This is a genomic window from Microbacterium californiense (assembly GCF_047246625.1).
In the GTDB taxonomy this organism is placed as follows: Bacteria; Actinomycetota; Actinomycetes; order Actinomycetales; family Microbacteriaceae; genus Microbacterium.
In genome coordinates this window covers 1435058-1457479 of sequence record NZ_JBFOKQ010000001.1, presented here as the reverse complement: position 1 = coordinate 1457479, position 22422 = coordinate 1435058, and the positions used below count along the sequence as shown (strand labels likewise).

The window sequence follows — 22422 nt, the reverse complement described above, 5'->3', positions numbered from 1 at the left end:
CCGCATCCCTAACCGAAGATCGCAACCCATCCCGAAACTTGTGAACCAACGACATAGTGAAGTACATTCACTACCATGACTAACCCCGAGTTCGAGACCGCCCTGCATCGGATGCTGCAGATCACGACACTCTTCAATCGCGATATGGAGCAGCACGCTGCCGCCGACGGTCTGACCGCGGCGCGCGTGCCGGTGGTCTGGCTCGTGTCGACGAACGGACCGCAGACGCAGCGTCAGCTGGCGGAGGCTCTGGGTGTCAGCGCGCGCAACATCACGGGGCTGGTGGACATCCTCGAGCGGGACGGGTTCGTCACGCGGGAGCCGCATCCGAGAGATCGCCGGGCGACCCTCGTCACGCCGACGCCGAAGGGCGCCGCGATCGCGGAGCGCATGGCGCGCGAGCAGGCGGAGTTCACGGAGTCGCTGTTCTCCGATTGGGAACCGGACGCGTTCAAGAGCTTCGCCCGGGGGCTCGACCGGATCGTGGACCGTTTGACCGACCTCTTCGAAGCAGGCGACCGATGAGCGTGCAGGCTCCGGAGAAGAAGTCGTGGGTGCGGGTCGCCACCGAGATGGAGGCCGGTGTCTGGAAGAGCATCCACGCGTGGGTGACACGCAAGCCGCGCGTCCCGGAGGGCGCCACCGCGTTCCCCTACGTCTCGGCGGTGTCGACCGTGCTCTGGGTGTTCATCATCCTGTCGGCTGTCGAGATCCCGATCTTCGACCTGATCTTCCACCCGTGGCCGTGGCTGAGGTTCCCGATCCTGGCGCTGGGGATCTGGGGGCTCACCTTCATGATCGGCTTCGGGCTCAGCATGGTCGTGAATCCGCATGCGGTCGGCCCCGACGGCATCCGCATCCGCAATGGAGCCAGCCTCGACATCCTGGTCCCGTGGTCTGCGGTGCGCGGCGTCACGATGCAGCAGCGCGGCTTGGAGAAGTCGAAGACGGTGAAGGTGCACGAGGGGGTCGTGAGCGTCGCCGTGGTGAGTGAGACGAACGTCGACGTGGAGTTCGAGCATCCGCTGACCGTCACGCTGCCGTCGGGCGATGTCGCGGCGACGGCCATCCGCTTCCGTGCCGACGACCCGGCCGCGCTGGTGCGCGCGGCGCGGGAGTATCTATAGCCGGTTCAGTGAGAGGTGGCGGAGCTCGGGATGCTGTCGGCCTTCGTCCGTCCGTCCGCGAACCGCGCGTGCGCTCGATCGTGGCGTCGCCCGACCTCGACGAGTTCCGTCGCCTTCGGCAGGCCCATGGGCTTGGTCGAGACGTAGATGCTCTCGGCGCGCTCGACGAGGAACGTCTCGTGCCAGATGCCGACGGCATCCGGAGCCTTGCGCGCCCGCTGGTTGAAGCGGGTCCAGGCGGGCCGGTGCTCCTGCGCGGGGTCCGACGCGTAAGCGTAGAGCTTGTCGATGGACGACCAGTACTGCACGATGTACGGTCCGCCAGCGCCGAGGAGCATGTCGAATCCGAGCAGGCCGGAGTCGGGGTCGGTGGCGAGTTCGCGGAGCATCTTCGGCATGTCGCTGAAGAGCGGTAGCCACAGGTCGGGGCGCCACCACCGGTTGATCTGCATGCCGATGTGGAAGACGACGAGTTCGCCGTCGTAGCGATGGGTCATGCGTCCTGCGACGACCTTGGACATGGTGCCTCCTGCTGTGCGGTGCCTCTTGGATAGTGCTGCTATCCATAATGGATAGCGCTACTATCGAAGTCAAGAGGTGGCCATGAAGATTTCCGAACTGTCAGCCCGCACCGGCGTGACCGTGCCGACGATCAAGTACTACCTGCGGGAGGGGCTGCTCCCCGAGGGCGAGCGGACGTCGCCCACCCAGGCCTCGTACGGCGAGGCGCACGAGCGGCGGCTGCGGGTGATCCGGGCGCTGCTCGACTCGGGAGTGAGCATCGCCGAGACGCGGCGGGTGGTCGCGGCGCTGGATGATCCGCCCGCGAACCCGAACGAGTTGCTCGGCACCGCGCATGCTGCGGTCACGCCCGCCGTCGAGGAGCCGCTCGATCTGTCAGCGGCGGAAGCGTTGGCTGTCGGGCTCGGCTGGAAGCCCGGGATGTGTGCGGAAGACGTGCTGCACGCGGTCGCGCGAGCGCTGCAGACGTTGGAGCGGGCCGGGTTCGCCGTGCCGGATGGGGTGATGCCGGTGTACCTCGAGAGCATTCGGAAGATCGCGGATGCCGAGATCGCCGGGGTACCGCAGGAGTCGATCGAAGCCGCGGTGGAGTACGTGGTGTTGGGGTCGGTGCTGGTCGAGCCGCTGCTGCTCGCGTTGCGGCGGGTGGCGCAGCAGGTGGCGTCGGGGGAGCGGTTCGGCGGAGCCTAGGTCGGCGGGGCGTCTCGGGGTCGGATGCTTCGACAGGCTCAGCAACCCATCAATTCGGGGTCGTCAACCCAGTAGTTCACGCTCAGCAGCCTGGTGCCTGTAACCGGGTCCCTGGGCCGCAACTGGGTCCCCGGAGCCTGTCGGATGGTCCACCACCCAAGCGCGACCCGCGTGGAGAAGCGACGCCTGCGGGGAGCATCCGCCCGTTTCTCCCTGAATTCGCACTTTCCTCTCTGGAAACAAGCGAACCTCGTCACCGAGACTCGCGCCGAATCCACTTTCGTTCACCCCCGCGCCGCCCACCGGCATCCGCGCCCCTAGGTTCAAGGGCGGCGCCCGGCGGAGAAGCTCGAAGGCGTGCAGGTATCCCACGCCACCGTTCCGTTCTACTCGTCGGATCGCGGGTCCGTCTGCTTCGCCGACGGGCGCCGCAACGCGAGCGGCCGCCACAACATGTTCATGACGAGTACGGGGCTTCGGCGACGCTCGCAGATCTGACGTCGTGGATTGGTCGATCTTGGGCTCGACTGCGAGCTGTCTAGTGGTCGAGCATCCGAAGCATGTCCGCGCGCAACTCGTGGAGCATGGGCCCGTTCTCGACGCGCCAGAAGTACCAGGCGTTCCCGCTTCCGCCACGGATTTCTCGCGCGGCGGCTGCGGGACTCTTGTACGTCTCGCCGTTGTACTGCATCCTCCCGCCGGCGAGCAGCGTGCCCCGCGCGTCAGGCCAGCGGTTATCGGTGCACACGAGGGCTGCGCCGACGTCAACGAGTCCGGCCGCGATCACGTCTACGTACGACGCAGTCGCTTTCGACAAACGTGAGAACCGATCAACGGTCTTTCCCTCGTGACCTACCGGCACGGGCCAGGTCGTGAGGAAGGACTCGGTGAGAATCTCGGTGCGCTGGTCGATCCGTTCCTCGTCCCAACCCTCTTCTGACGAGTCGACGATGGCGCGGTTCATGAGGAACACATCGTGGCGGTGCAGAGCAGCGCGCTTACCGTTCTCGCCGAGCCACGCTCCGTTCGATACCGACGCGTTGAGCGAGCCGGTGATGAGCGTCAGGTTACCGAGGCGATGAACGTGCTCGTCACGATCGGTTTCGGCGGCGGCACCGCCCACGGGCCAGTGGCTCCGCCATGACCGGGGGAGCAAGTGCTCCACCTGGTGCTTGTCGCGATGGTACCCGCAGACGTCAATAGACCGGGCGCTCGCCGAGGATGGCATCGCAGTAATGCGTGCCCTTTCGAAGTAATAGCGTGCCCTAGATTGGCCCCATGCCGAAAAGAGTCTTAGAGCAGCACATCGCAGTGTTTGGAGAAAGTGGAAGTGGCAAGAGCGTCCTGATCTCGTCGTTCTATGGTCTTATGCGTGAAGAGCAGACGCAGTCGAGAATCAACATCGACGTGGTCGCCGACGACGCCGGTCAAGGCGATCGGCTCATGCAGAACTACCTCGGAATGAGCCGGGACGGTCGGGTTCCCCCGAGCAATCGATTCTCGGCCACTCCCTACTCATTCACTGCTCGACTGCACCACCGTCCTGAGAAGACATCCGGCGACTACGACGGCATTCGTCTGGTCTGGCACGACTATCCTGGGGAATGGTTCCACGAGAGCCCGAGCGGAGCTGAAGAAGCGCGTCGACGGGCCGAGACGTTCGAAGCCCTTCTCAGCTCGGATGTTGCAATCGTATTGGTCGACGGGGCTGAGGTCGCGAGGAATGCCGGCGATGAAGCGGGCTACCTGAAGCTCCTCTTCACGAACATCCGCAATGGCCTTCTTCCCGTCGTCGAGGAGATCGTGGAATCGGGTAAGCCGCTGGCCAGGTTCCCCCGCATATGGATGTTCGCTCTGTCGAAGTCCGACCTATTGCCGGAAATTTCGGCGGCCGACTTTCGCGACCTCGTCGTGCTTCACGCGGCACATGAAGTCGACCAGCTCCGCAAGCTCCTCCGCAGCATTGTGCTCGGGGAGGAGGCGCTATCCGTCGGCGAAGACTTCCTGCTGCTTTCGTCTGCGAAGTTCTCGGCAGCTGCCATCGACGTGTCGGAGAAGGTCGGCGTCGATCTCATCATGCCGATCGCCAGCGTGCTTCCGTTGGAGCGTTTCGTGCGTTGGGCGGAGGGGCGCAATCTAAGGGGGAGGGTGGCTGAGACGCTGCTCGGCCAGGCCAGCGCTGTTGCCGGCGTCGTCGCCATTCTCGTCGGGTGGATCGGCAAGGCAGCGAAGATCCCGGGTCCTATCGGGGCTGTCGCCGCGCTCGTCTCAGCGGTGATTTCGAAAGACATGGTCGATAAGGCGGTGAAGCTCGTCGGCGACCAACTGCGGCAGGCCAACGCAGACGCGAAAGAGAAGGGCGACTACCTTCGCGCGGCCGTCACCCAGTTCGCCATCGATCTCGAAGTCAGTGAGAAGAGGGGCATGCTGCTGAGGAGCCGGCGGTGAAGCTGATCTGGGCGACCCGTGGGCGCACGTGGGGGTTTCGGTTTCTGATGGACGGGGGGCTCGGCGACCCGCTTCCCGAATACTCGAGAGTCTTCGAAGGGCTCGACCAGATGCCCGAGCTGTTGCATCACGTCGGGAATATGACCGCGCTGCGGTTCGAAGACCCGTTTCGTCGACAGGACCGGGCGGGCCGCATAATCCCTCATGACTTCGTCCTTTTTGATGGCGTTCCCGTCGTCGATTCGGTCTCAGCGGGCCGTGATCTCGTCTGGCCGATGGTGGAAGACCAGTACGAGCGCCTCTACGACGGCACTTAAGACGATCAACCGGTCAATCCGATGCCGTTACCCGAGGCGTCTGCTGGTGCTGACGCTCGGCACGGTGAGGTCGGTGATCTCGACTTGCTTCGAGAAAGTCATCGTGTCCGCCGGTGACACCGATAGCGTGTATTCGAACCTCGGAGAGCCCCATGCCAAACATCGTGATGACGAAGCTGAAGAATCAGCCGAAGGACAAGACGGTCCGCCTGAAGATCTTCGATTTCCTCGAGAAGCTTGCCGAGGATGACTCCACCTACGGTCTTCGCGTGAAGAAGATGAATCAGTCCGTGGACCCTCGCGCTCGCACCGCCAGGATCGACCAGAGCTGGCGCGCCGTACTCTACCTTCTTGAAGACCAGCACCAAGAGCGCACTTGGGTGTTCGCTGGCGCATGGGAACACGATATTGCGATCCAGCGCGCGCGCACCCTGAAGGTGAACCTCAACGAGGTGAACGGTGCTGTCGAGCTGATCGCCGAAACGATGCCGGACCGCCATCGCCCGTCGTATGTTCCGGCGGCATATAACCAGAACGAGGCGGCCTCGCCTCCGTACCTAAGTCGGTACAGTTACTCGCTCGCTGATCTCGTCGACCAACTCGGGTTCGCGCAGTCCGCGGCGGACCGGCTCCTCGAAGCGACGAGCGAGGATGAGATCCTCGCCCTTGCCGAGACCCTTGAGAATGCATGGGAGCAGGACGCGGCGATCAGCCTCGCGATGGGAGAGTCGATCGACGCCATCAAGGAAGGTCTCCGCCTCCAGGCTCCCGTGGTCGACAATGGGGCTAGCGAAGACGAGCGGATTCTCCGAGCCTTCGCAAGCGACGTGTCGAAGATGCAGTTCACTTTCGTCGACGACAATGAGGAACTGCGGAAGATCATCGAAGAGGGGGACTTCGCAGCCTGGCGCGTCTTCCTCCACCCGGAGCAGCACCGCTACGCCTCCGGCGACTACTCCGGCCCGTTCCGGCTCACCGGAGGCGCGGGCACAGGTAAGACTGTCGTGATCCTCCACAGGGTTCGCCGCCTCATGGCGCAGAATCCGACGGGCCGGGTCGTTCTCACGACCTACACGCGTGCGCTCGCCGGGAACCTGAAGCACGACCTTCTTGCTCTCGATCCCGGCATTCCTATCGCTTCCGCGCTCGGCGACCCTGGCGTTCTGATTCGCGGTGTCGACCAGCTCGGTGCTGCGGTCCGGCAGGCGGCGGGAAAGGCGTTCGGGCAGGCGGCGGGCATCACCCTCGGCGAGGTTCGCGAGGGCGCGACGTACGTCACCGGAAATCGGGAAGGGTGGGCTTCCGCTGTCGCCGATTCCCGCCCTGACCTTCCGGCGAGCATGATCACCGACTCGTTCTTGGAAGCCGAGTACCTCCACGTCATCTTGCCTGCACGCGTGACGTCGCGGGAGGAGTACAGCGAGATTCGACGTCCGGGTCGGGGCGTGGCACTGGATCGGAAGAAGCGCGATGAGGTGTGGTCGATCGTCGAGCGTTACCGGGAGAATACGCGGTCGAAGTCATCCGTGTCGTACGCCGAAGTTTCGGAGATCGGCGCCGCGTGGATCGATCTGCACGGCGAGGAAGCGGGGATCCTGGCGGACCATGTGCTCATCGACGAAGGGCAGGACCTTTCGCCGTCTCAATGGAAACTCCTGCGCGCGCTCGTGCGGCCGGGACGAAACGATATGTTCATCGCCGAGGACGCACATCAGCGAATCTACGGACACCCCGTCGTGCTCGCGCGTTGCGGAATTGCAATCGTGGGGCGCTCGCGTCGACTGACGCTCAACTACCGGACGACCGCCGAGAACCTCGCCTTCGCCGTCCGTTCGCTCGCTGACGGCGAATTCACCGACGCGGAAGGCGACCGGGCGCTCGCGGTCGGATATCGCTCGGCTCGGCGCGGCCCGATCCCGGTTATGCTCGGGTCGCGAGACGTGGAGGGTCAGCTGGCTCAGGTGTGCGACCTCGTTGAGACCTGGCTCGGTGATGAATCGGTCGACGTCGGCTCGGTGGCGGTGCTCGCTCGCACTAACGACCGGGCGCTTCGGGTCCGTGATGCGTTGGTCGCTCGGGGAATCCTCGCGAATCACGTGAAGAGCGCGAACGCCGCCAGCGACCGGGTGCTGACGCTCACTATGCACACAGCGAAGGGCATGGAGTTCAGCCGCGTCGTCCTCTTCGACATCAGCGACGGGGTCGTTCCGAGCCCGTGGATCGTCGATGACGTTTCCCCGGAAGAGCGCGATGAGGCCTTGCTCCACGAACGGTCCCTGCTGTATGTAGCAGCGAGTCGGGCACGTGATGCCCTCGCAGTGACCTGGAGCGGATCGCCGAGTGTCTTCCTCGGAGGCGGCGATGCCCAGGGGAAGAGCGCATCTGAGGAGACCGCCAATGCGAAGGACTGAGCACCCGCTTCACACAAGCCACCGTCCTGCGTTCCATTCCGGTTCCCGAGTGACGCGGATCGTCGATCTCTTCTCGGGATGTGGGGGTATCACCCTTGGATTGGCGCAGGCATGCCTGGCTGCCGATAGCGCCCTGGAGATTGCGCTCGCGGTCGACTTCGAGCCTCTCGCCACCTTGGTCTTCAAGGAGAACTTCCCGTTCGCGGGGCGCATCGAGACCGCTCCCGTCGAGACCTTCTTCGACGGGGACTTGGGCGAGGCTCCGACGTTCGTAGAGAAGCGGATCGCGGCGTCGGCCGCGACGGTCGACGTCCTCGTCGGAGGACCGCCCTGCCAGGGCCACAGCAATCTGAACAATCACACCCGACGCGTCGATGAGAAGAACGCGCTGTACCTGCGGATGGTTCGGGCGGCCGAGATCCTCCGACCGAGGCTGCTCCTCATCGAGAACGTGCCATCCGTCGTTCGAGACCGTCACAACGGAGCGGGGGTGGTTGAGCGGGCGGAGGAACATCTGGAGCAGATCGGCTACCGCGTCGAGCATCGTGTCGTTGCGCTCGCCACCTTGGGAGTGGCCCAATCCCGGCGCCGACACGTCATGCTGGCAACCCCGGGAGGGGAACCGGCTCCGTCGAGCATCTTCGAAGCGATTGAGGCCTCGACAATTTCGCGGGATCTTCGTTGGGCGATCGGCGACCTCGCCGAGCTGACTTCGTCCTCGATGCTCGACCGCGAACCGCAGGCAACGGCGAAGAACGTCGAGCGGATGCAGTTCCTCCTGGACCACGGGATCTACGACCTCCCGAATGCGCTTCGCCCGACCTGCCAGCAGGGCGCGCACTCCTACAAATCCATGTATGGCCGCCTGCGGTGGGACCAGCCGGCGCAGACCATCACCAGCGGCTTCGGCAGCATCGGTCAAGGTCGATATATGCACCCGGACCGCACGCGCGCTCTGACTGCGCACGAGGCAGCGCGAATTCAGGGCTTTCCCGACTACTTCGACTTCTCGCCTTGCCGCACGAGGGCTGCCCTGGCGACGATGATCGGCAATGCTGTCCCGCCTCAGCTTGGCGCCGCTGTGCTGACCGCGTTCCTAGAAATGTCCGTGCATTCCGACGCGGGCGCAGATATTGACGAGTCGCGATCGGCTTGACGTGTCGGAGGTATGCGACATACTGGAAGGCTTTGCTCTGGAAGGGGCGTAAGGGATGAATTCGTACGTGGTCGAGAGCGCGACGACCGGCACTACCGAGGTTCCCGAGATCGGCAGTCTGGTGAATGTGCGGGGTGCTCGTTGGTCGGTGACCGACGTGACCGCGCAATCGCTTCCGCGCAGCAGCGCCGATGATGGTCGTGCCGAGTTGCAGCACGCCGTGACGGTGCAGTCTGTCGAGGAGGATCATTACGGGCGGGAACTCACCGTGATCTGGGAGCTCGAGCCCGGTCGGAGCGTCATCCACGAACAAGGGCTGCCCACTAATCTGCGCCCTGACCGATTCGACGACCCCGCGACCTTTGCTGCATATGTCGACGCCCTGCGCTGGGGAGCACTCACCAGCGCAGATCCCAAGACGCTGCAGGCCCCCTTCCGGAGCAGTGCGACCGTCGAGGCGTACCAGCTCGAGCCGCTCCGTCGCGCCATCGACTCCCCGCGCGCCAACATGCTTCTCGCGGACGACGTGGGTCTCGGCAAGACGATCGAAGCCGGTCTCGTCATCCAGGAGTTGCTCCTGCGCCACCGCGCTCGCTCGGTGATCGTCGTCTGCCCCGCCGGTCTCGTCATCAAATGGCAGGAGGAGCTGCGCGACAAGTTCGGTCTGAACTTCGAGATCGTCAACTCGGAGACGATGAAGGCCTTCCGTCGTACGTTCGGCGTGCATGCGAATCCCTTCCGGGTCTATCCGCGTGTGATCGTCTCGATGTCATGGTTGCCATCGCCCCGGGCGGAGCGCCTGCTCGAAGAGGTGTATGCGAGCATCAAGGACGCTCGCACGGCCGATCGGCGGGCATTCGACGTGCTCGTCGTGGACGAAGCGCACCATGTCGCCCCCGCAACGCCGAGCCGCGCGAGCGCCGACAGGGCCCGATACGCGGTGGACAGTCAGCGCACGGTTGCGGTGCGGCGCCTCGCTGAGCTCTGTGAGCATCGGTTGTTCCTCAGCGCGACACCGCACAACGGGTACACCGAGTCTTTCACCGCCCTGCTGGAAATGATCGACCCCCAGCGGTTCGCCCGCGGCGCGGACCTCGACGAGAGCGCTTTGAAGCAGGTCGCGGTTCGCCGGCTGAAGCGCGATCTCCCGGACGAAGGTTTCCGTCTTCGCGAAGTTCGATCACTGCTGTTCGACCCCTCCGAGGCCGAGGCTGATGCCTACGAGAAGCTCATTGCTTTCACTCGCCGCCGAAACGCTGCCGTGCAACAGGAACGCGGCAAGCGAGCATCCGATCTCGCCACCGTGATCCTCAAGAAGCGGTTCTTCTCGTCGCCGATGGCCTTCGCGACGACGGCGGAGACATACCTCGCCGCGCGCGGTGACGACGACGTGCAACTTCCCGACTATGACGACATCCTCGGGGAGGAGGCGTCCGACGAGGAAGAAGGCCGCGCTGAGCAGCCGGAGCTCGAAGCACTCCGAACCGCGACGCGTGCCCAGGTTGCGCTCACCGAGGACGACATCTCGGACCTTCGAGATTTCATCGCGTGGGGGCGCGGCTACGATGGCCGTCCCGACTCGAAGCTCGAAGCACTCCTGCGGCTTATCGAAGGTGAGCTGATCATTCAAGGTTTCGGCTGGGGAGACGAGCGCATCGTCGTCTTCACCGAGTATGTGACCACGTTGGAATGGCTACGTGACGTGCTCGCGTCGCGCGGACTCGGCGGGGATAGGCTCGCAGTCATTGACGGCTCGACCGATGCCGAGACCCGCGAGGAGATCCGTTCCCGGTTCACCGCGCCGCCGAGCGATGAACCGGTTCGCATCCTGCTGGCGACGGATGCCGCTGGTGAGGGCATCGACTTGCAGACCTACTGCCACCGTCTGGTCAGCTTCGATATCCCGTTCAACCCGAATCGACTCGAGCAGCGGATCGGCCGAATCGATCGCTACGGACAGAAAGAGACTCCCCGTGTCTGGCATCCCCGTGCCGACAAGCTGAACACCTCCGACTACGCCAAAGACAATGAGCTTCTGGCCCGACTCGCGAGCAAGATCGCGAACTCCGAGCACGACGGGGTCTCGGCCAACGAGATCATCGCGCCCGATCTGCAGAGGGAGCTCGGCTTCGGGGAAGGTCCCGCACGCAAGGTCAGGACGGACGCCGGCGGAGAAGTGATCAATCGCGTTCTGCAGGCCGAGCACTCTCTCGGCATGAACCTGACCCGCCTGGCGGAGCGCCTCGATGGCTCACGCGACCGCCTGCACCTTCACGAAGACAACCTGCGTCGCGTATTCGAGCAGGGGCTCCGCATCTCCGGCCAGCCCGAGCTCGTCGAGGTCGGTGACCCGCTCGAGGAGGCACGATTGTTCAGCGTGCCGCCCGGGCTCTCGAAGACCTGGGTTCCCGCGCTTGCCGGTCTCACCACGAGACTCGCTCCGGACGTGCAGCGGCCGATCACGTTCGACGAGCAGCGTGCACGACACCGGACTGACGTCGTCTACGCGCACCTCGGCCACCCCCTGATCCAGCGAGCGGCGCGCGAGCTCAGAGGTCAGGTCTGGACGCGCACCGAGCATGTCCGCGGCGTGAGCGCTGTGGTCGTCGAAGGCTTGGATCAGTCGTTTGCGGCAGGGGTCGCGAGACTTGTGCTCGTGGGGGAAGGCGGCGCTCGCCTGCATGAAGAGGTCTTCCTCGCGGGTACTCGGCTTTCTCGCCGCCAAGAACTCGGTATGGAGAAGACGGAAAGGCTCCTGGCCTCCGCGCTGGATGGCACTCGTCTCACTCAACCGAGCGATCGTGTGCTAGAGAACCTGGCCGTCGACTGGAATCGCAAGGTAGATGTGGTCGATGGCCTCCGGAACCGGGTCAATGCTGCCATCCACCGCCGTGCGGAGCGGCTTCGGAGCGATGTCGAAGCGGATCTCGATGAACGGCGCAACGCTGACCTCGCGACGATCGATGGGATCTTCTCTCGGTTCCGCGGAACTCTGGAGAACACTCTGGCTGCCGCGGAGGAGGCACGCCGGTCCGGCGAAGAGATGCTCTTCCAGCTCCCGGAGGAGAAGCAGCAACGCGACCGCGATCTCACCCGCGTCCAATTGCGCCTCACGCACCTCGAGGATGAACGACAGGCGGAGCGAGAGGCTGTCGAACGCCGCTACCGCGATGTGAAAGCGCACACCTTCGTCGCTGCGTTGGTTTTCGCACTGACTCCCGAAGACGCCCGGAAGCTGGAGGTTGACGGTGCCCGTTGACGCGTGGGAATGGTTGTCCCTGATCGACCACGATGGTCCTTTCTTGTCGAGAGCGGCTCTGAAGTCGTTCTACCCGTCAGGGCTGCCCCGCCCCAGCGCCGATGAGGCCGGTGATGTGTTCGCCGATGAGTTCGTCCGGTGGTTCTCGAGCTGGTCAGCACCAGCGGAGGTCTACGGTGGGGCCCGTGATCGGTGGGTGACGGTCGTGCTGCGTCGCTTGCTCGACTGGTCCGATGATCTGCAGCTTGCTCCTGCGGCGCTCTCTGCGGAGTCTCCGAACAGCGCTGTCGTCGTGAAGCCGTGGGCGGTCCTGACTAGCGACAGCGGTCCACTAGCACTTGTGACCCTCGTCGACCGCACGAATGACTTGCGCGCAGCGGGAACGGACGGCTGGTCGGCGAACGCGATCGACCGTATGGCCGTGCTCTTGCGGGAGACCGGGATCACGATCGGCATCGTGACCGACGGACGCTGGTGGGGGTTGGTGTCCGCTGCAAAAGACGTGACTACGGCGAGCGGCGTATGGGACGCGCTGCTCTGGCGGGAGGAGCGCGCTAGTCGCGACGCATTCCTCGCGCTCGCCGGCTACGCGTCGATCGCGGGAGGTGCTCCGGAGAAGCGTCTTCCCCTGGTGTTCGCGAAGAGCGTCGCGAGCGCGGAGGAGATCACCGAAGCGCTCGGCGATCAGGTTAGACGCGCGGTCGAGCTCGTCCTTCAGTCCATGTCCGATACGCACTTGCGCGCCGTCTCCGAGGGGGAGTCGTCGCCCCTACCGGAGGATCCGAAGGCGGCCTACGAAGGAGCCGTAACGGTGCTCATGCGCATCGTCTTCCTCCTCTTCGCCGAAGAGCGTGGGCTGCTTCCTGAACACGACCTCTATCGTTCCTCTTACGCCATCGCAGGGCTCCGCCAGCTGCTACAGCAGGATGCGACCGCGACGTCGCTGGAAGCGCTCGACCACTCATGGGAGGCCTGGCACCGTCTGCTCGCCGCGAGCAATGCTGTCTTCGGCGGCGCCTCGTTCCAGGACATGAGGATGCCCGCATACGGTGGCTCTCTGTTCGACCCGTCGCGTTTTCCATGGTTGTATGCCACGGACTCCCAAGGTCGCCTGCGGGTACGGCTTACCGATCGGGCGATGCTCGCCGTTCTCCGCGCAGTGCAGACAATCGAGAACGGGGCGATGCAGTTGTCGTTCCGCGACCTGGATGTGGAGCAGATCGGCTACGTATACGAAGGTCTGCTCGGCTATTCCGCCGCATACGTTACCGATGTCACTATCGGACTGGCCGGCAAGAGCGGCTTCGAACCGGAGATCGCGCTCGCCGAGCTCGAGAAGATCAGGGATGAGGCTCCGACGCCGACGGACTTCGCGGAGCGTCTCATCGGACAACTCAAGAAGACGCAGGAGCAGTCGAAGCCCCGCACGGCGAACCAGATCGCGAAAGCCTATGGAGTCGACGACCCCGCAGCGGTCGCGGATGCCCGAACGCGACTTCGGTATGCGCTCCTCGGCGACGACGCGCTCGCAGCTCGGTTGGAACCCTTCCACGGGTTGATCCGAGCGGACCTGCGCGGGTTCCCGTACGTCGTTCCTGCAGGTGGCTTGGTGATGACGGAATCGCCGCAGCGCGCGAACACCGGCACCCACTACACGCCCCGTGCTCTCGCCGAGGAGGTCGTTCTGCACGCGTTGGAGCCGCTCGTCTACAGGCCGGGGCCGTTGGACACCGAGAACCGCACCGAATGGAAGCTCAGGTCTTCGTCGGAGATCCTGGATCTGAAGATCGCAGACATCGCAGCCGGGTCCGGGGCGTTCCTCGTTGCCGCGGCCCGCTATCTCGCCGACCGATTGATCGAGGCTCGCGCGAAAGAGGGTCTCGATGTGAGTCACGAGTCCGACCTGAAACGGTGGGCGGTGCGCGAGGTCGTCGCCCGATGCCTGTATGGTGCCGATATCAATGGCATGGCCGTTGAGATGTGCAAGCTTTCATTGTGGCTCATCTCGATGGATGCCGGGAAGCCGTTTTCCTTCGTTGACGACCGCGTTTTCCACGGCAACTCACTGCTCGGCGTCATCAGCGAAGAACAGCTCAAAGCGCAGCACATCCACCCCGAACGACGTTACGGACGCGAGCAACTGCTGTGGTTCGATGTAGATAAGGACCTAAATGGTGCCGCCAGAATTCGACGCGAGCTGGCCTCGGGGCAAGTAGACGACGCTGACCGTATGCGTTCTACCAAGGCGAAGCATGCGCTCCTCAACCAGGCGGACCAACTCACCGCGAAACTCCGCGATGTGGCCGACGGGATCGTTGCCGCCGGGCTCCTTGAGGGAGGTAAGCCTGGCAGGAGGCTCGACAACCGGTACGACGACCTTGCGGACGCGCTCCGCGCTGCCTACCCTGCCGAGGAAGAGTTTACTTTCGATCGCGCCGCACTCGACAAGATCATTAAGGCTGGTCTTACCCCCACCGTCTCCACCGGCGAAGCTCGCTGGAAACCCCTTCACTGGGTTCTTGAAGTACCCGACGTCATTCACGCTGGCAGCGGCTTCGACGCGATCATCGGCAATCCGCCATTCCTGGGCGGGCAGAAACTCACCAGCGCAATGGGCGTCAACATTCGCGATTGGCTGATTGCAGTCGTTGCCGGTGGTAGTAGGGGCAGCGCCGACCTTGTCGCGTACTTCCTTAGACGAGTCAGCGACCTTATCCGTCCGGGGGGCACATTTGGGCTGATCGCTACGAACTCAGTTGCGCAAGGCGCAACACGGGACGTTGGTCTTGCTGCTCTCGTTGATGGAGGAACCGAGATATACCGTTCGGTTCGCAGTTCACCATGGCCTTCACGCTCAGCCAATCTTGAGTTCGCTGCTGTGTGGGCTGCGAATAATCGCGTCGTTCATTCGCCAAGGATTGCCGATGGATCTACAACGTCACGGATTGGTTCTCTGCTTGAGCCAACTGGCCGCGTGATCGGCGAGCCCATCCGTCTCGCACAGAACATTGGCCGGACCTATCAGGGATCGATCGTTCTGGGGGCAGGATTCGTGCTCAGCCCCGAAGAAGCGGCGCGCATGATTGAAGCGGATGCTAGAAACGCCGAAGTTATTCAGCCGTATCTGAACGGCGAAGATCTCAACAGCCGTCCCAACAGGGATGCAGCCCGGTGGGTGATCAACTTCAAGACGATGTCTGAGGTCGAGGCTGCTTCTTACCCGGAGCCCTTCGCGCGAATCAGTGATCTCGTTCGCCCGGTAAGGCAGCGCCGCAACGAGGCCGGCGAGTTCGTGCTGCGAAAACCTCTTCCTGACAGGTGGTGGCAGTATGCGGAGAAGAGGCCCGCGCTCTACGCTGCCATCCAGTCCCTGGAGCGCGTCATAGTCATGGCTCAGGTGAGCGCGACTTTGGCACCTGCTTTCGTCACGCCCAGGCAGGTTCTGGACGCTAAGTTAGTGGTATTCCCATCAGCCGAAGCGTCGGACTTTGCGGTACTTTGCTCCACAGTTCATCGCTCTTTCGCGGTCCGGTACGGCACCACGATGCGAACGGATGCCACTTACACGCCGAAAACGGTCTATCTGCCGTTCCCGCGCCCAGCCTCGAACGACCGCCTAAGCGAGCTTGGCGAGCGCTTCAGTGCGTACCGTGATGAGGTCATGCTTGAACGCCAGATTGGACTAACCGCTCTGTACGCTGAGATCGCGTCTAGCTCGTCTGACGATGACTTGGTGAGGCTTCGTGACCTTCAGATTGACATCGACACCTCAGTCCTCGCTGCTCTCGGGTGGAGCGACCTTTCCCCGGAGCATGGGGTTTTCCAAGAGCGTGGAAGGATGCGGTTCATGATGGATCCAGCCACAACGTCTGAGGTCCTCGATCGACTCCTTGAGGAGAACCATCGGCGGGCGAAGCTCGAAACCGAAGCGGCTTCCGCGAAGAAGTCGAAACGGGACGATAATCTCGAAGAGTCACCTGCACCTGAGGGGGCGATGTTCTAGTGGCTGGTGATTCCGCGACGTCCTCTGCGCAAGTTCGCGAAGAACTCATCGATCTGATCGCTCGCGATCTGGTCGGACCGTGGGACGGCCCGGTCGAGACGATCGTGGGCACGCCCCGCGCCCGCTACCTGGCCGGCGCGCTCGCCCCGATCTCACTTCTCGATGGCCCTGCGCCAGCAACAGCGTCTTCCGACGATGCGAGCGGCGCAACGCTCGCCGAAGTTCGCGCTGACGACTCCCTCGCCATTGCCGATCTCAGCGGCGCGCGCGATGTCGACGGTGTGCCTTCCGACGAGGAGGAGATGATCTCCGAAGCCTCGCCGAGCGAACCCGACGAGGATCGAGGGCCGGAGTCGAAGATCATCGCCCCGTCGTCCATGGGCTTGCGGTTCCAGGTTCCGGCGAATACAGGCGTGCTTCGGTTCACAGCGCGCTGGGGCAAGTACCGAGCCCGGCGAGAGCAGGACGACACGGGCAAGATCCAGACATACTACGACCGCACCCCTTTCGAAGCAGACGCCGAGATCGACCTTTCGGTGATCGCGAACGCCGATTCGAAGCGTGCTGCGCTGGCTGACGACGTCGAGATCACAGTTGAGGTGTTTGACGTGGAGGGGCGTCGCGTCGTTGAAGCCGCCCTTCTCAATACGGCGGTCACCGGGCGCGAGCTGCCACCCAAGCTTTGGATGTTCCAGGCCGAGCTCGAGGTCGCCTCGCCGGATGGCGACGCGGTCTTCCTGCCCGCCCGCGATGCGATGGCATCCGACCGTGCCTCCCGAGACCCGGAAGTGCGCCGACTCGATCTCCTGTACCGCGATCGCCTCGAGTTCGCCGTCGGCCGGACGGCCTCGGTGAGTTGGAACCCATCGACGACCGACGCTCGGCGTGCGACGGTGGTGCGGACGACCTGGCTTCCGACTGCCGAAGTGCCTCAGACGCAGGCGCCGGCGGTCGCCGGCGTCGTCCTCAGCATGGGTGCCCTTATGAAGGCATCCCCTGCTGAGCTCGAAGCCGGCCTCCAGCCGCTCATCGACGAATACTCGATCTGGTTGGAGGAGTGCGAAAAGGAGAGCGCGGCGCTTCCGGAGTGGTTGCAGGAACAAGCGCGCATCGGACTGGGCGACGGTGCCGCAGCGCTCGATCGCTTGCGCGCCGGGATGAAGCTTCTCGTCTCCAATCGGCAGGCACAACGCGCATTCTGGTTCATGAACCGCACGATGCGCGATCAGCGCCTTCGCTCGCAAGTCGCCGCGCTCCGTATCGAGCGGAAGGAATTGTCGATCGCCGACGCCGTCGCCGAGGTCGACGCACGTGGCGAGCAGGCGGCCTCGTGGCGCGCATTCCAGCTCGCGTTCATCCTCATGCAACTGCCCTCGGTGGTCGACCCGACTCACGTCCGCCGCTCGACGGACTACGCACGCGCTGAACTGCTGTTCTTTCCGACGGGTGGGGGCAAGACCGAGGCCTACCTCGGCCTCGCCGCATTCACCTTCGGGATCCGTCGTCTGCAAGGGAAGGTCGAGACCCCCGAAGGGCTGCTGAACGGCGGCGATGGCGTGTCGGTGCTCATGCGGTACACGTTGCGTTTGCTCACGTCGCAGCAGTTTCTGCGCGCAACCACGCTGATGTGCGCCGCTGAAGTCGTGCGCCGCGAAGACCCCGCGACGTGGGGATCCGCACCCTTCACGATCGGCCTTTGGGTGGGTTCGAGCGTCAGCCCGAAGCGGTACTCGGAGGCGGCTGAGCAAGTGAAAGACGTGCGCGAGCGAGACGGAAGCTCCGCATACGGACTCACCGTGCTCCAGTTCGGTCACTGCCCGTGGTGCGGGACTGCGATCAACCCGAAGTCGAACGTCGAAGCCGATGACGTCGAGAAGCGCATCCGCGTATACTGCGGCGACCGCCGGGCGCGTTGCCCATTCGCGGCAGGCGGGGCCGCAGAAGTCGGATTGCCCGTGCTCACCGTCGATGACGAGATCTACCGGCATCCGCCGACGTTCCTCCTTGCGACGGTCGACAAGTTCGCTCGTCTGGCACGCGAAGGTGAAGCAGCGAGCCTATTCGGATACGTGGCCAGGCGTTGTCCGCGTCACGGATACAAGCACCTCGACACCGATGGCAGCGTCTGCGGCAATGACACGCACAACGCGAAGACCGCGAATGGGCGCACCTATCCCGCGACGAAGGTCGCGGCCGTCGATCGGCTGCGGCCGCCCGACCTGATCATCCAAGATGAGCTTCATCTGATCACCGGAGCTCTGGGAACCGCCGTCGGCCTTTTCGAGGGAGCGATCGACGTTCTCTCGAGTTGGGAACTCGGTGCGTCGGGAAGCTCGAAGTCGGTGCGGCCGCTCGTGATCGCATCGACAGCCACCGTCCGCAAGGCCGCCGAGCAGGTGCAGCGGTTATACGCCCGCGGCGTCGAAGTATTCCCGCCTCAGGTGTTGAGCGTGAGCGACACGTTCTTCTCCAAAGAGCTGCCGCTCGAGAACGCCCCCGGGCGGCGGTACCTCGGTGTCTGTCTCCACGGAGCTCGACTCACACTCGCCGAGATTCGCCTCAGCGAGATCCTCCTTCTCGCGGGGCAGAAGCTGCTCGACAAGCACGGCGCCGCGGCGGAGCCCTACGTGACGCTCGTGGACTATTTCTCCGCGACCCGAGAACTCGCGGGTATGCGGCGCTACCTCGAGGACGACGTGACCACGCGAGTCAGCAACCCGGACAAGTCGACGGGTTACCCGCGGCGGCGGACGCCGCTGAGGCTCGGCGAGCTGACCTCACGCATTTCCTCTTCCGAGATCGGCAGAACGCTCACCCACCTCGCTACGCCGTTCGATCCCGACACGGACACGACAACGGGCAAAGCGATCATTGCGGCGAAGCTCAAGGCAGGGGAGAAGCTGGACCCGCGCGACCCGCCTTACGACGTCGTGCTCGCCACGTCGATGCTCCAGGTGGGTGTCGACGTGCCACGCCTTGGATTGATGATGATCGTGGGGCAGCCGAAGAACACCGCCGAGTACATCCAGGCGTCGTCGCGCGTCGGTCGTGACGGCACGAAGCCCGGGCTGGTGGTGACTCTGGCGAATCGGGCCCGACCACGCGATATGGCGCACTATGAGCAGTTCGAGCACTATCACGAGACCTTCTACGCGAACGTCGAAGCACTTTCCGTGACGCCATTCTCCGAAGCGGCGCTCGAGCGTGGGCTGACCGGACTCATCATCTCGGCCGCGCGTGTGATCGAAGCTGCGGTGGTGCCGTCCGAATCTCTCTCGGCCGAAGCGAACACCGGGGCCGGACGGATCTCGATGCGCCGCGCGGCCATCGACCACCTGGTCGACAAGCTCGTCGCACGCGTCGACATCGCTGCCGACACCGATCCCGGGGCTGCATCGAGCATGAAGAGCAAGATCGTGCTGCGACTCGACAAGTGGACGGATCGCGCGACTGCCGTCTCGGGCGCGCTCACGTACGTGAAGAAGACACTTCCGAAGCAGGTGGTCGAGCCATTGCTGGTCAGTCCCGAGGACTCCATCGGAGAGGAGGGCGACCGGCTCTTCCAGGTCGCAAACTCGATGCGCGAAGTGCAGCCCGAGATCGACCTATTGGTTTCACCGTTCCCCGGAAAGCTTGCCGAGCCGGTCAGCGCGACGACGCCGAAGTGGACGTTCACCGCCAAGGCGAAGAAGGATGCCAAGTGACTGAAGAACACGCAACGGCTGAGCAACCGCCGGTCGATGCCGGACAGCCTGGGGTCGGCGTTCCGGGCGACGTCGCTGACCCATTCGCAGGCGCAGGGGAGCCGAAGAACCGCGCCCGCGTCGGTTCGATTCGGCCGAGCGCGATGCTCTACACCTCGGGGATCGGGTCCTCCGTCGACTTGCCGCAGATCGCCGTCATGCCACAAGGAATCGACTCCTGGGATAAGGCGTACGCGAGGATGGGCGGCGATCCTCCTATCGTGCTCGTCCCCCGATTGGTCGAGGCGGTTCGTCGCCAGCTCGGCCAGCAGGTCGGAGAGCTCCGTCAGCCGCCCTGGCTGCCGGATGAGCTCGGCGGTGACACGACGCCGATCGGGATCCCCACGCGAATCTTCCCTCAGTGGTTGCGCTGCACGGGGTGCGACCTGCTGTCTTCGGTGTCGGGCGGAAGCCCTTTCGAGTTCGAGAACACCCGGAAACACCGTCCGGACATGGCCCGATTCGTGCACAAGAACTGCCCCGGGCGTTTCGCCGGCGGTAAGCCGAAGGTTCGCGTAGCGGTGCCGGCCCGCTATCTGATCGCCTGCACGAACGGTCACCTCGATGAGTTCCCCTACGTCGAATGGGTGCACGGTGCCGACGGGCACCCCACCGCGTGCGTCGCCCAACCGAAGATGCGGATGCTCGAGTGGCGCTCGAACCTCGGACCACAGGTATCGATAAAGTGCACTGCATGCGGCTCGTCCCGCAACATCGCCGAGTTGACACGCGCAGGCGGCCAGGACTCGCTTCCGAACTGCCGAGGCCGGCACCCGCATCTGCCCTCGTACGCGTCCGCGGACGACCCGTGCCAAGGCGAAGTTCGGCTTATGCTGCTCGGAGCGGCGAACCAATGGTTCCCCGCCACCATCAGCGTGCTCGTGCTCCCCGCCCGCAAGACGCCGCAACCCGCCGACACGGTCACAGAGGTTCTCGGACTGCCACCCGCTCAGGTGGCGAAGCTCACCTCCTTGGCGGCGGTGGCTGGGTGGCGCATGTTCGCCTCCGAGAGCATTACCGGTCGATTCGCCGGGATTTCGGATGAGGATCTTTGGGCAGCGGTTCGGATCGCTCGAGGCGACCTCCCTCCACTCGAAAGCCCGCATGCAGAACCGGCCGGATACGATCCGAACCGCCTTCTTGCTCCCGAGTGGGAGACGTTGACCCATCCGAAGGACTTTCTCGCGGAGGACCGCCGCAACGGCTTCAAGGTGCACTCGGTTCCTGCCGCGAGCACCCTCGGACCTACAGTCAGCGAGGTCGTGGCAGTCGACCGCATCCGGAAGGCGAACGCGTTCATCGGCTTCACGCGGATCGACGCACTCGACCGGGTGGGCGATGACGCGACTCGCATCGCACCGATCGCTCTGTCAGGCAAACCCAAGTGGGTCCCGGCCACCGAGGACCGAGGCGAGGGAGTGTTCATCCGGTTCGATGAACAGATCGTCGATGCATGGGAGGCCAAGGTCTTGGACAGCGTCGTGTGGGCTGACCACCGCGCCGCGCATGTTCGAAACCTGGGCCGCCGCCAGAGCACCACTGCTGTCGGCGTAGATCCCGACGATCGAATGCCGCCTCCGCGGTACTGGGCCCTGCACACGCTGTCGCATCTGCTCATTCGCGAGATGGCGATGTCGAGCGGCTACGGCTCGGCGTCGCTATCGGAGAGAATCTACGCGTGGCGGGCCTCAGAAGGGCGAGACCCGGCTGCCGGCATCCTGATCACCACGACATCGCCGGACAGCGAGGGTACGCTCGGCGGCCTCGTGGACTTGGCGCGCACCGAACGGCTCGAGTCGGTACTGCACGAGGCGCTGCATCGCGCAGCCCGGTGTTCCTCCGATCCGATCTGCGCGCACCGCGTGCCGAAGAACCAGGAGGACTTCCTACATGGAGCCGCTTGTCACTTCTGCGCCTTCCTTTCAGAGACTTCCTGCGAGCGCGCCAACCGCTTCCTCGACCGGCGATTCATTCTCGATCTCCACGCCGGATCACTCGGCGTGGCACCGCTAATGGCGGGGATATCCGCGAGCCTCAGCTGATGGCTGGGCCGTTCGTCGATCTCGCGTCCATGCTCAAGCCTTCGACAGCGCTGAAACTCGCGTCGAGTCTGGATATCGACGGACGTCTCGACAAGGCTCTCGAAATCATCCCCCACGGTTCGCCTGCCAGCGAGCCGCTGAAGCGCGGGTACGAGACTCTCGGCGCTGCCACCCTCTCCCACGTCTTGCGCGGTCTAGCTGCCGCAGCTCAATCGAGCACGGTGGATATCCGAGCCGTCTGGAGCGGCCCCACGTTCGACGGAGACGGCGACCACACGACGTCAGCGCTCGCGCACCTCATCGATGGTGCGAGCGAAGACGTCTTCGCTTCGACATATTCGGCAACGCCAGATTCTGATTTCGTGAAGGCGTTGTGGAAGGCGATCGCGCGCGGTGTTCGCACCACGCTTCTCGTGGATTCCACCGTCAATCACGGCAAGACTGCGTCGATGCTTCGCGCCAAACTCACGGGAGCCCGATTCTGGACGTACCGGGCTCCCGATGGTCACTATGCTCTCCAGCATTCGAAAGTCCTGATCATCGACTCGCGTAGCGCATTCGTGACGAGTGCGAATCTTTCGACGGCGGGGGCGGAGTTCAATCTCGAGGCGGGAGTCGTGGTCAACGATGTCGAGTTCGCGTCCAGCATGAGACAGAGGTTCACCAAGCTCTGGGAGCACGGAGCGATCACCGATCTGAAGTGA

14 protein-coding genes are annotated in these 22422 nt (G+C 64.2%); 12 read left to right on the top strand and 2 right to left on the bottom strand.

All coding sequences use genetic code 11. The features are described from left to right. Positions 1 to 75 precede the first annotated feature (75 nt). Entirely contained in the window at positions 76 to 525 is a 450-nt protein-coding gene (locus AB3M82_RS06895; RefSeq protein WP_412956565.1) for a MarR family winged helix-turn-helix transcriptional regulator, read from the top strand. Beyond that, positions 522 to 1127, top strand: coding sequence for a hypothetical protein (locus AB3M82_RS06890; protein WP_412956564.1), 606 nt, complete (start codon positions 522 to 524; stop codon positions 1125 to 1127). The genes AB3M82_RS06895 and AB3M82_RS06890 overlap by 4 nt, the downstream gene beginning before the upstream one ends. A gap of 5 nt (positions 1128 to 1132) precedes the next feature. Here the strand turns inward: AB3M82_RS06890 and AB3M82_RS06885 are convergent, their stop codons facing one another. Continuing rightward, entirely contained in the window at positions 1133 to 1648 is a 516-nt protein-coding gene (locus AB3M82_RS06885) for a DUF4188 domain-containing protein (RefSeq protein WP_412956562.1), read from the bottom strand. A gap of 82 nt (positions 1649 to 1730) precedes the next feature. On the opposite strand from AB3M82_RS06885, the gene AB3M82_RS06880 reads away from it, so the two are divergent. Further along, positions 1731 to 2339, top strand: a complete 609-nt coding sequence (locus tag AB3M82_RS06880; RefSeq protein ID WP_412956561.1) for a MerR family transcriptional regulator — start codon at positions 1731 to 1733, stop codon at positions 2337 to 2339. A 538-nt stretch (positions 2340 to 2877) separates the two neighbouring features. Here AB3M82_RS06880 and AB3M82_RS06875 read toward each other — a convergent pair. Continuing rightward, a complete protein-coding gene (locus AB3M82_RS06875) occupies positions 2878 to 3567 on the bottom strand; it encodes a GmrSD restriction endonuclease domain-containing protein (protein ID WP_412956560.1) in 690 nt (229 codons plus the stop codon). Between the two features lie 50 nt (positions 3568 to 3617). Between AB3M82_RS06875 and AB3M82_RS06870 the strand changes: the two genes are divergently transcribed. From AB3M82_RS06870 to drmC, 9 genes are all read left to right on the top strand, one after another. After that, the gene (locus tag AB3M82_RS06870; RefSeq protein ID WP_412956558.1) at positions 3618 to 4787 is read left to right on the top strand and encodes a TRAFAC clade GTPase domain-containing protein; all 1170 of its coding nucleotides are present in this window, start codon (positions 3618 to 3620) and stop codon (positions 4785 to 4787) included. Beyond that, a complete protein-coding gene (locus tag AB3M82_RS06865; RefSeq protein WP_412956556.1) occupies positions 4784 to 5104 on the top strand; it encodes a hypothetical protein in 321 nt (106 codons plus the stop codon). Before AB3M82_RS06870 ends, AB3M82_RS06865 begins: the two co-directional genes overlap by 4 nt. Positions 5105 to 5256: 152 nt before the next feature. Further along, entirely contained in the window at positions 5257 to 7515 is a 2259-nt protein-coding gene (locus tag AB3M82_RS06860; RefSeq protein WP_412956554.1) for a 3'-5' exonuclease, read from the top strand. Between the two features lie 49 nt (positions 7516 to 7564). After that, a complete protein-coding gene (locus tag AB3M82_RS06855; protein WP_412956552.1) occupies positions 7565 to 8671 on the top strand; it encodes a DNA cytosine methyltransferase in 1107 nt (368 codons plus the stop codon). 55 nt (positions 8672 to 8726) lie between these two features. Continuing rightward, a complete protein-coding gene (gene drmD, locus AB3M82_RS06850; protein ID WP_412956550.1) occupies positions 8727 to 11930 on the top strand; it encodes a DISARM system SNF2-like helicase DrmD in 3204 nt (1067 codons plus the stop codon). Beyond that, the gene (locus AB3M82_RS06845) at positions 11920 to 15933 is read left to right on the top strand and encodes an Eco57I restriction-modification methylase domain-containing protein (protein ID WP_412956547.1); all 4014 of its coding nucleotides are present in this window, start codon (positions 11920 to 11922) and stop codon (positions 15931 to 15933) included. The genes drmD and AB3M82_RS06845 overlap by 11 nt, the downstream gene beginning before the upstream one ends. After that, positions 15933 to 19637: a DISARM system helicase DrmA gene (drmA, locus tag AB3M82_RS06840; RefSeq protein WP_412956545.1), complete on the top strand. Its 3705-nt coding sequence runs from the start codon at positions 15933 to 15935 to the stop codon at positions 19635 to 19637. Before AB3M82_RS06845 ends, drmA begins: the two co-directional genes overlap by 1 nt. Continuing rightward, a complete protein-coding gene (drmB, locus tag AB3M82_RS06835; RefSeq protein ID WP_412956543.1) occupies positions 19634 to 21718 on the top strand; it encodes a DrmB family protein in 2085 nt (694 codons plus the stop codon). Before drmA ends, drmB begins: the two co-directional genes overlap by 4 nt. Next, positions 21718 to 22422 (top strand): DISARM system phospholipase D-like protein DrmC, encoded by a 705-nt coding sequence (drmC, locus tag AB3M82_RS06830; RefSeq protein ID WP_412956542.1) that lies wholly within the window; start codon positions 21718 to 21720, stop codon positions 22420 to 22422. Before drmB ends, drmC begins: the two co-directional genes overlap by 1 nt.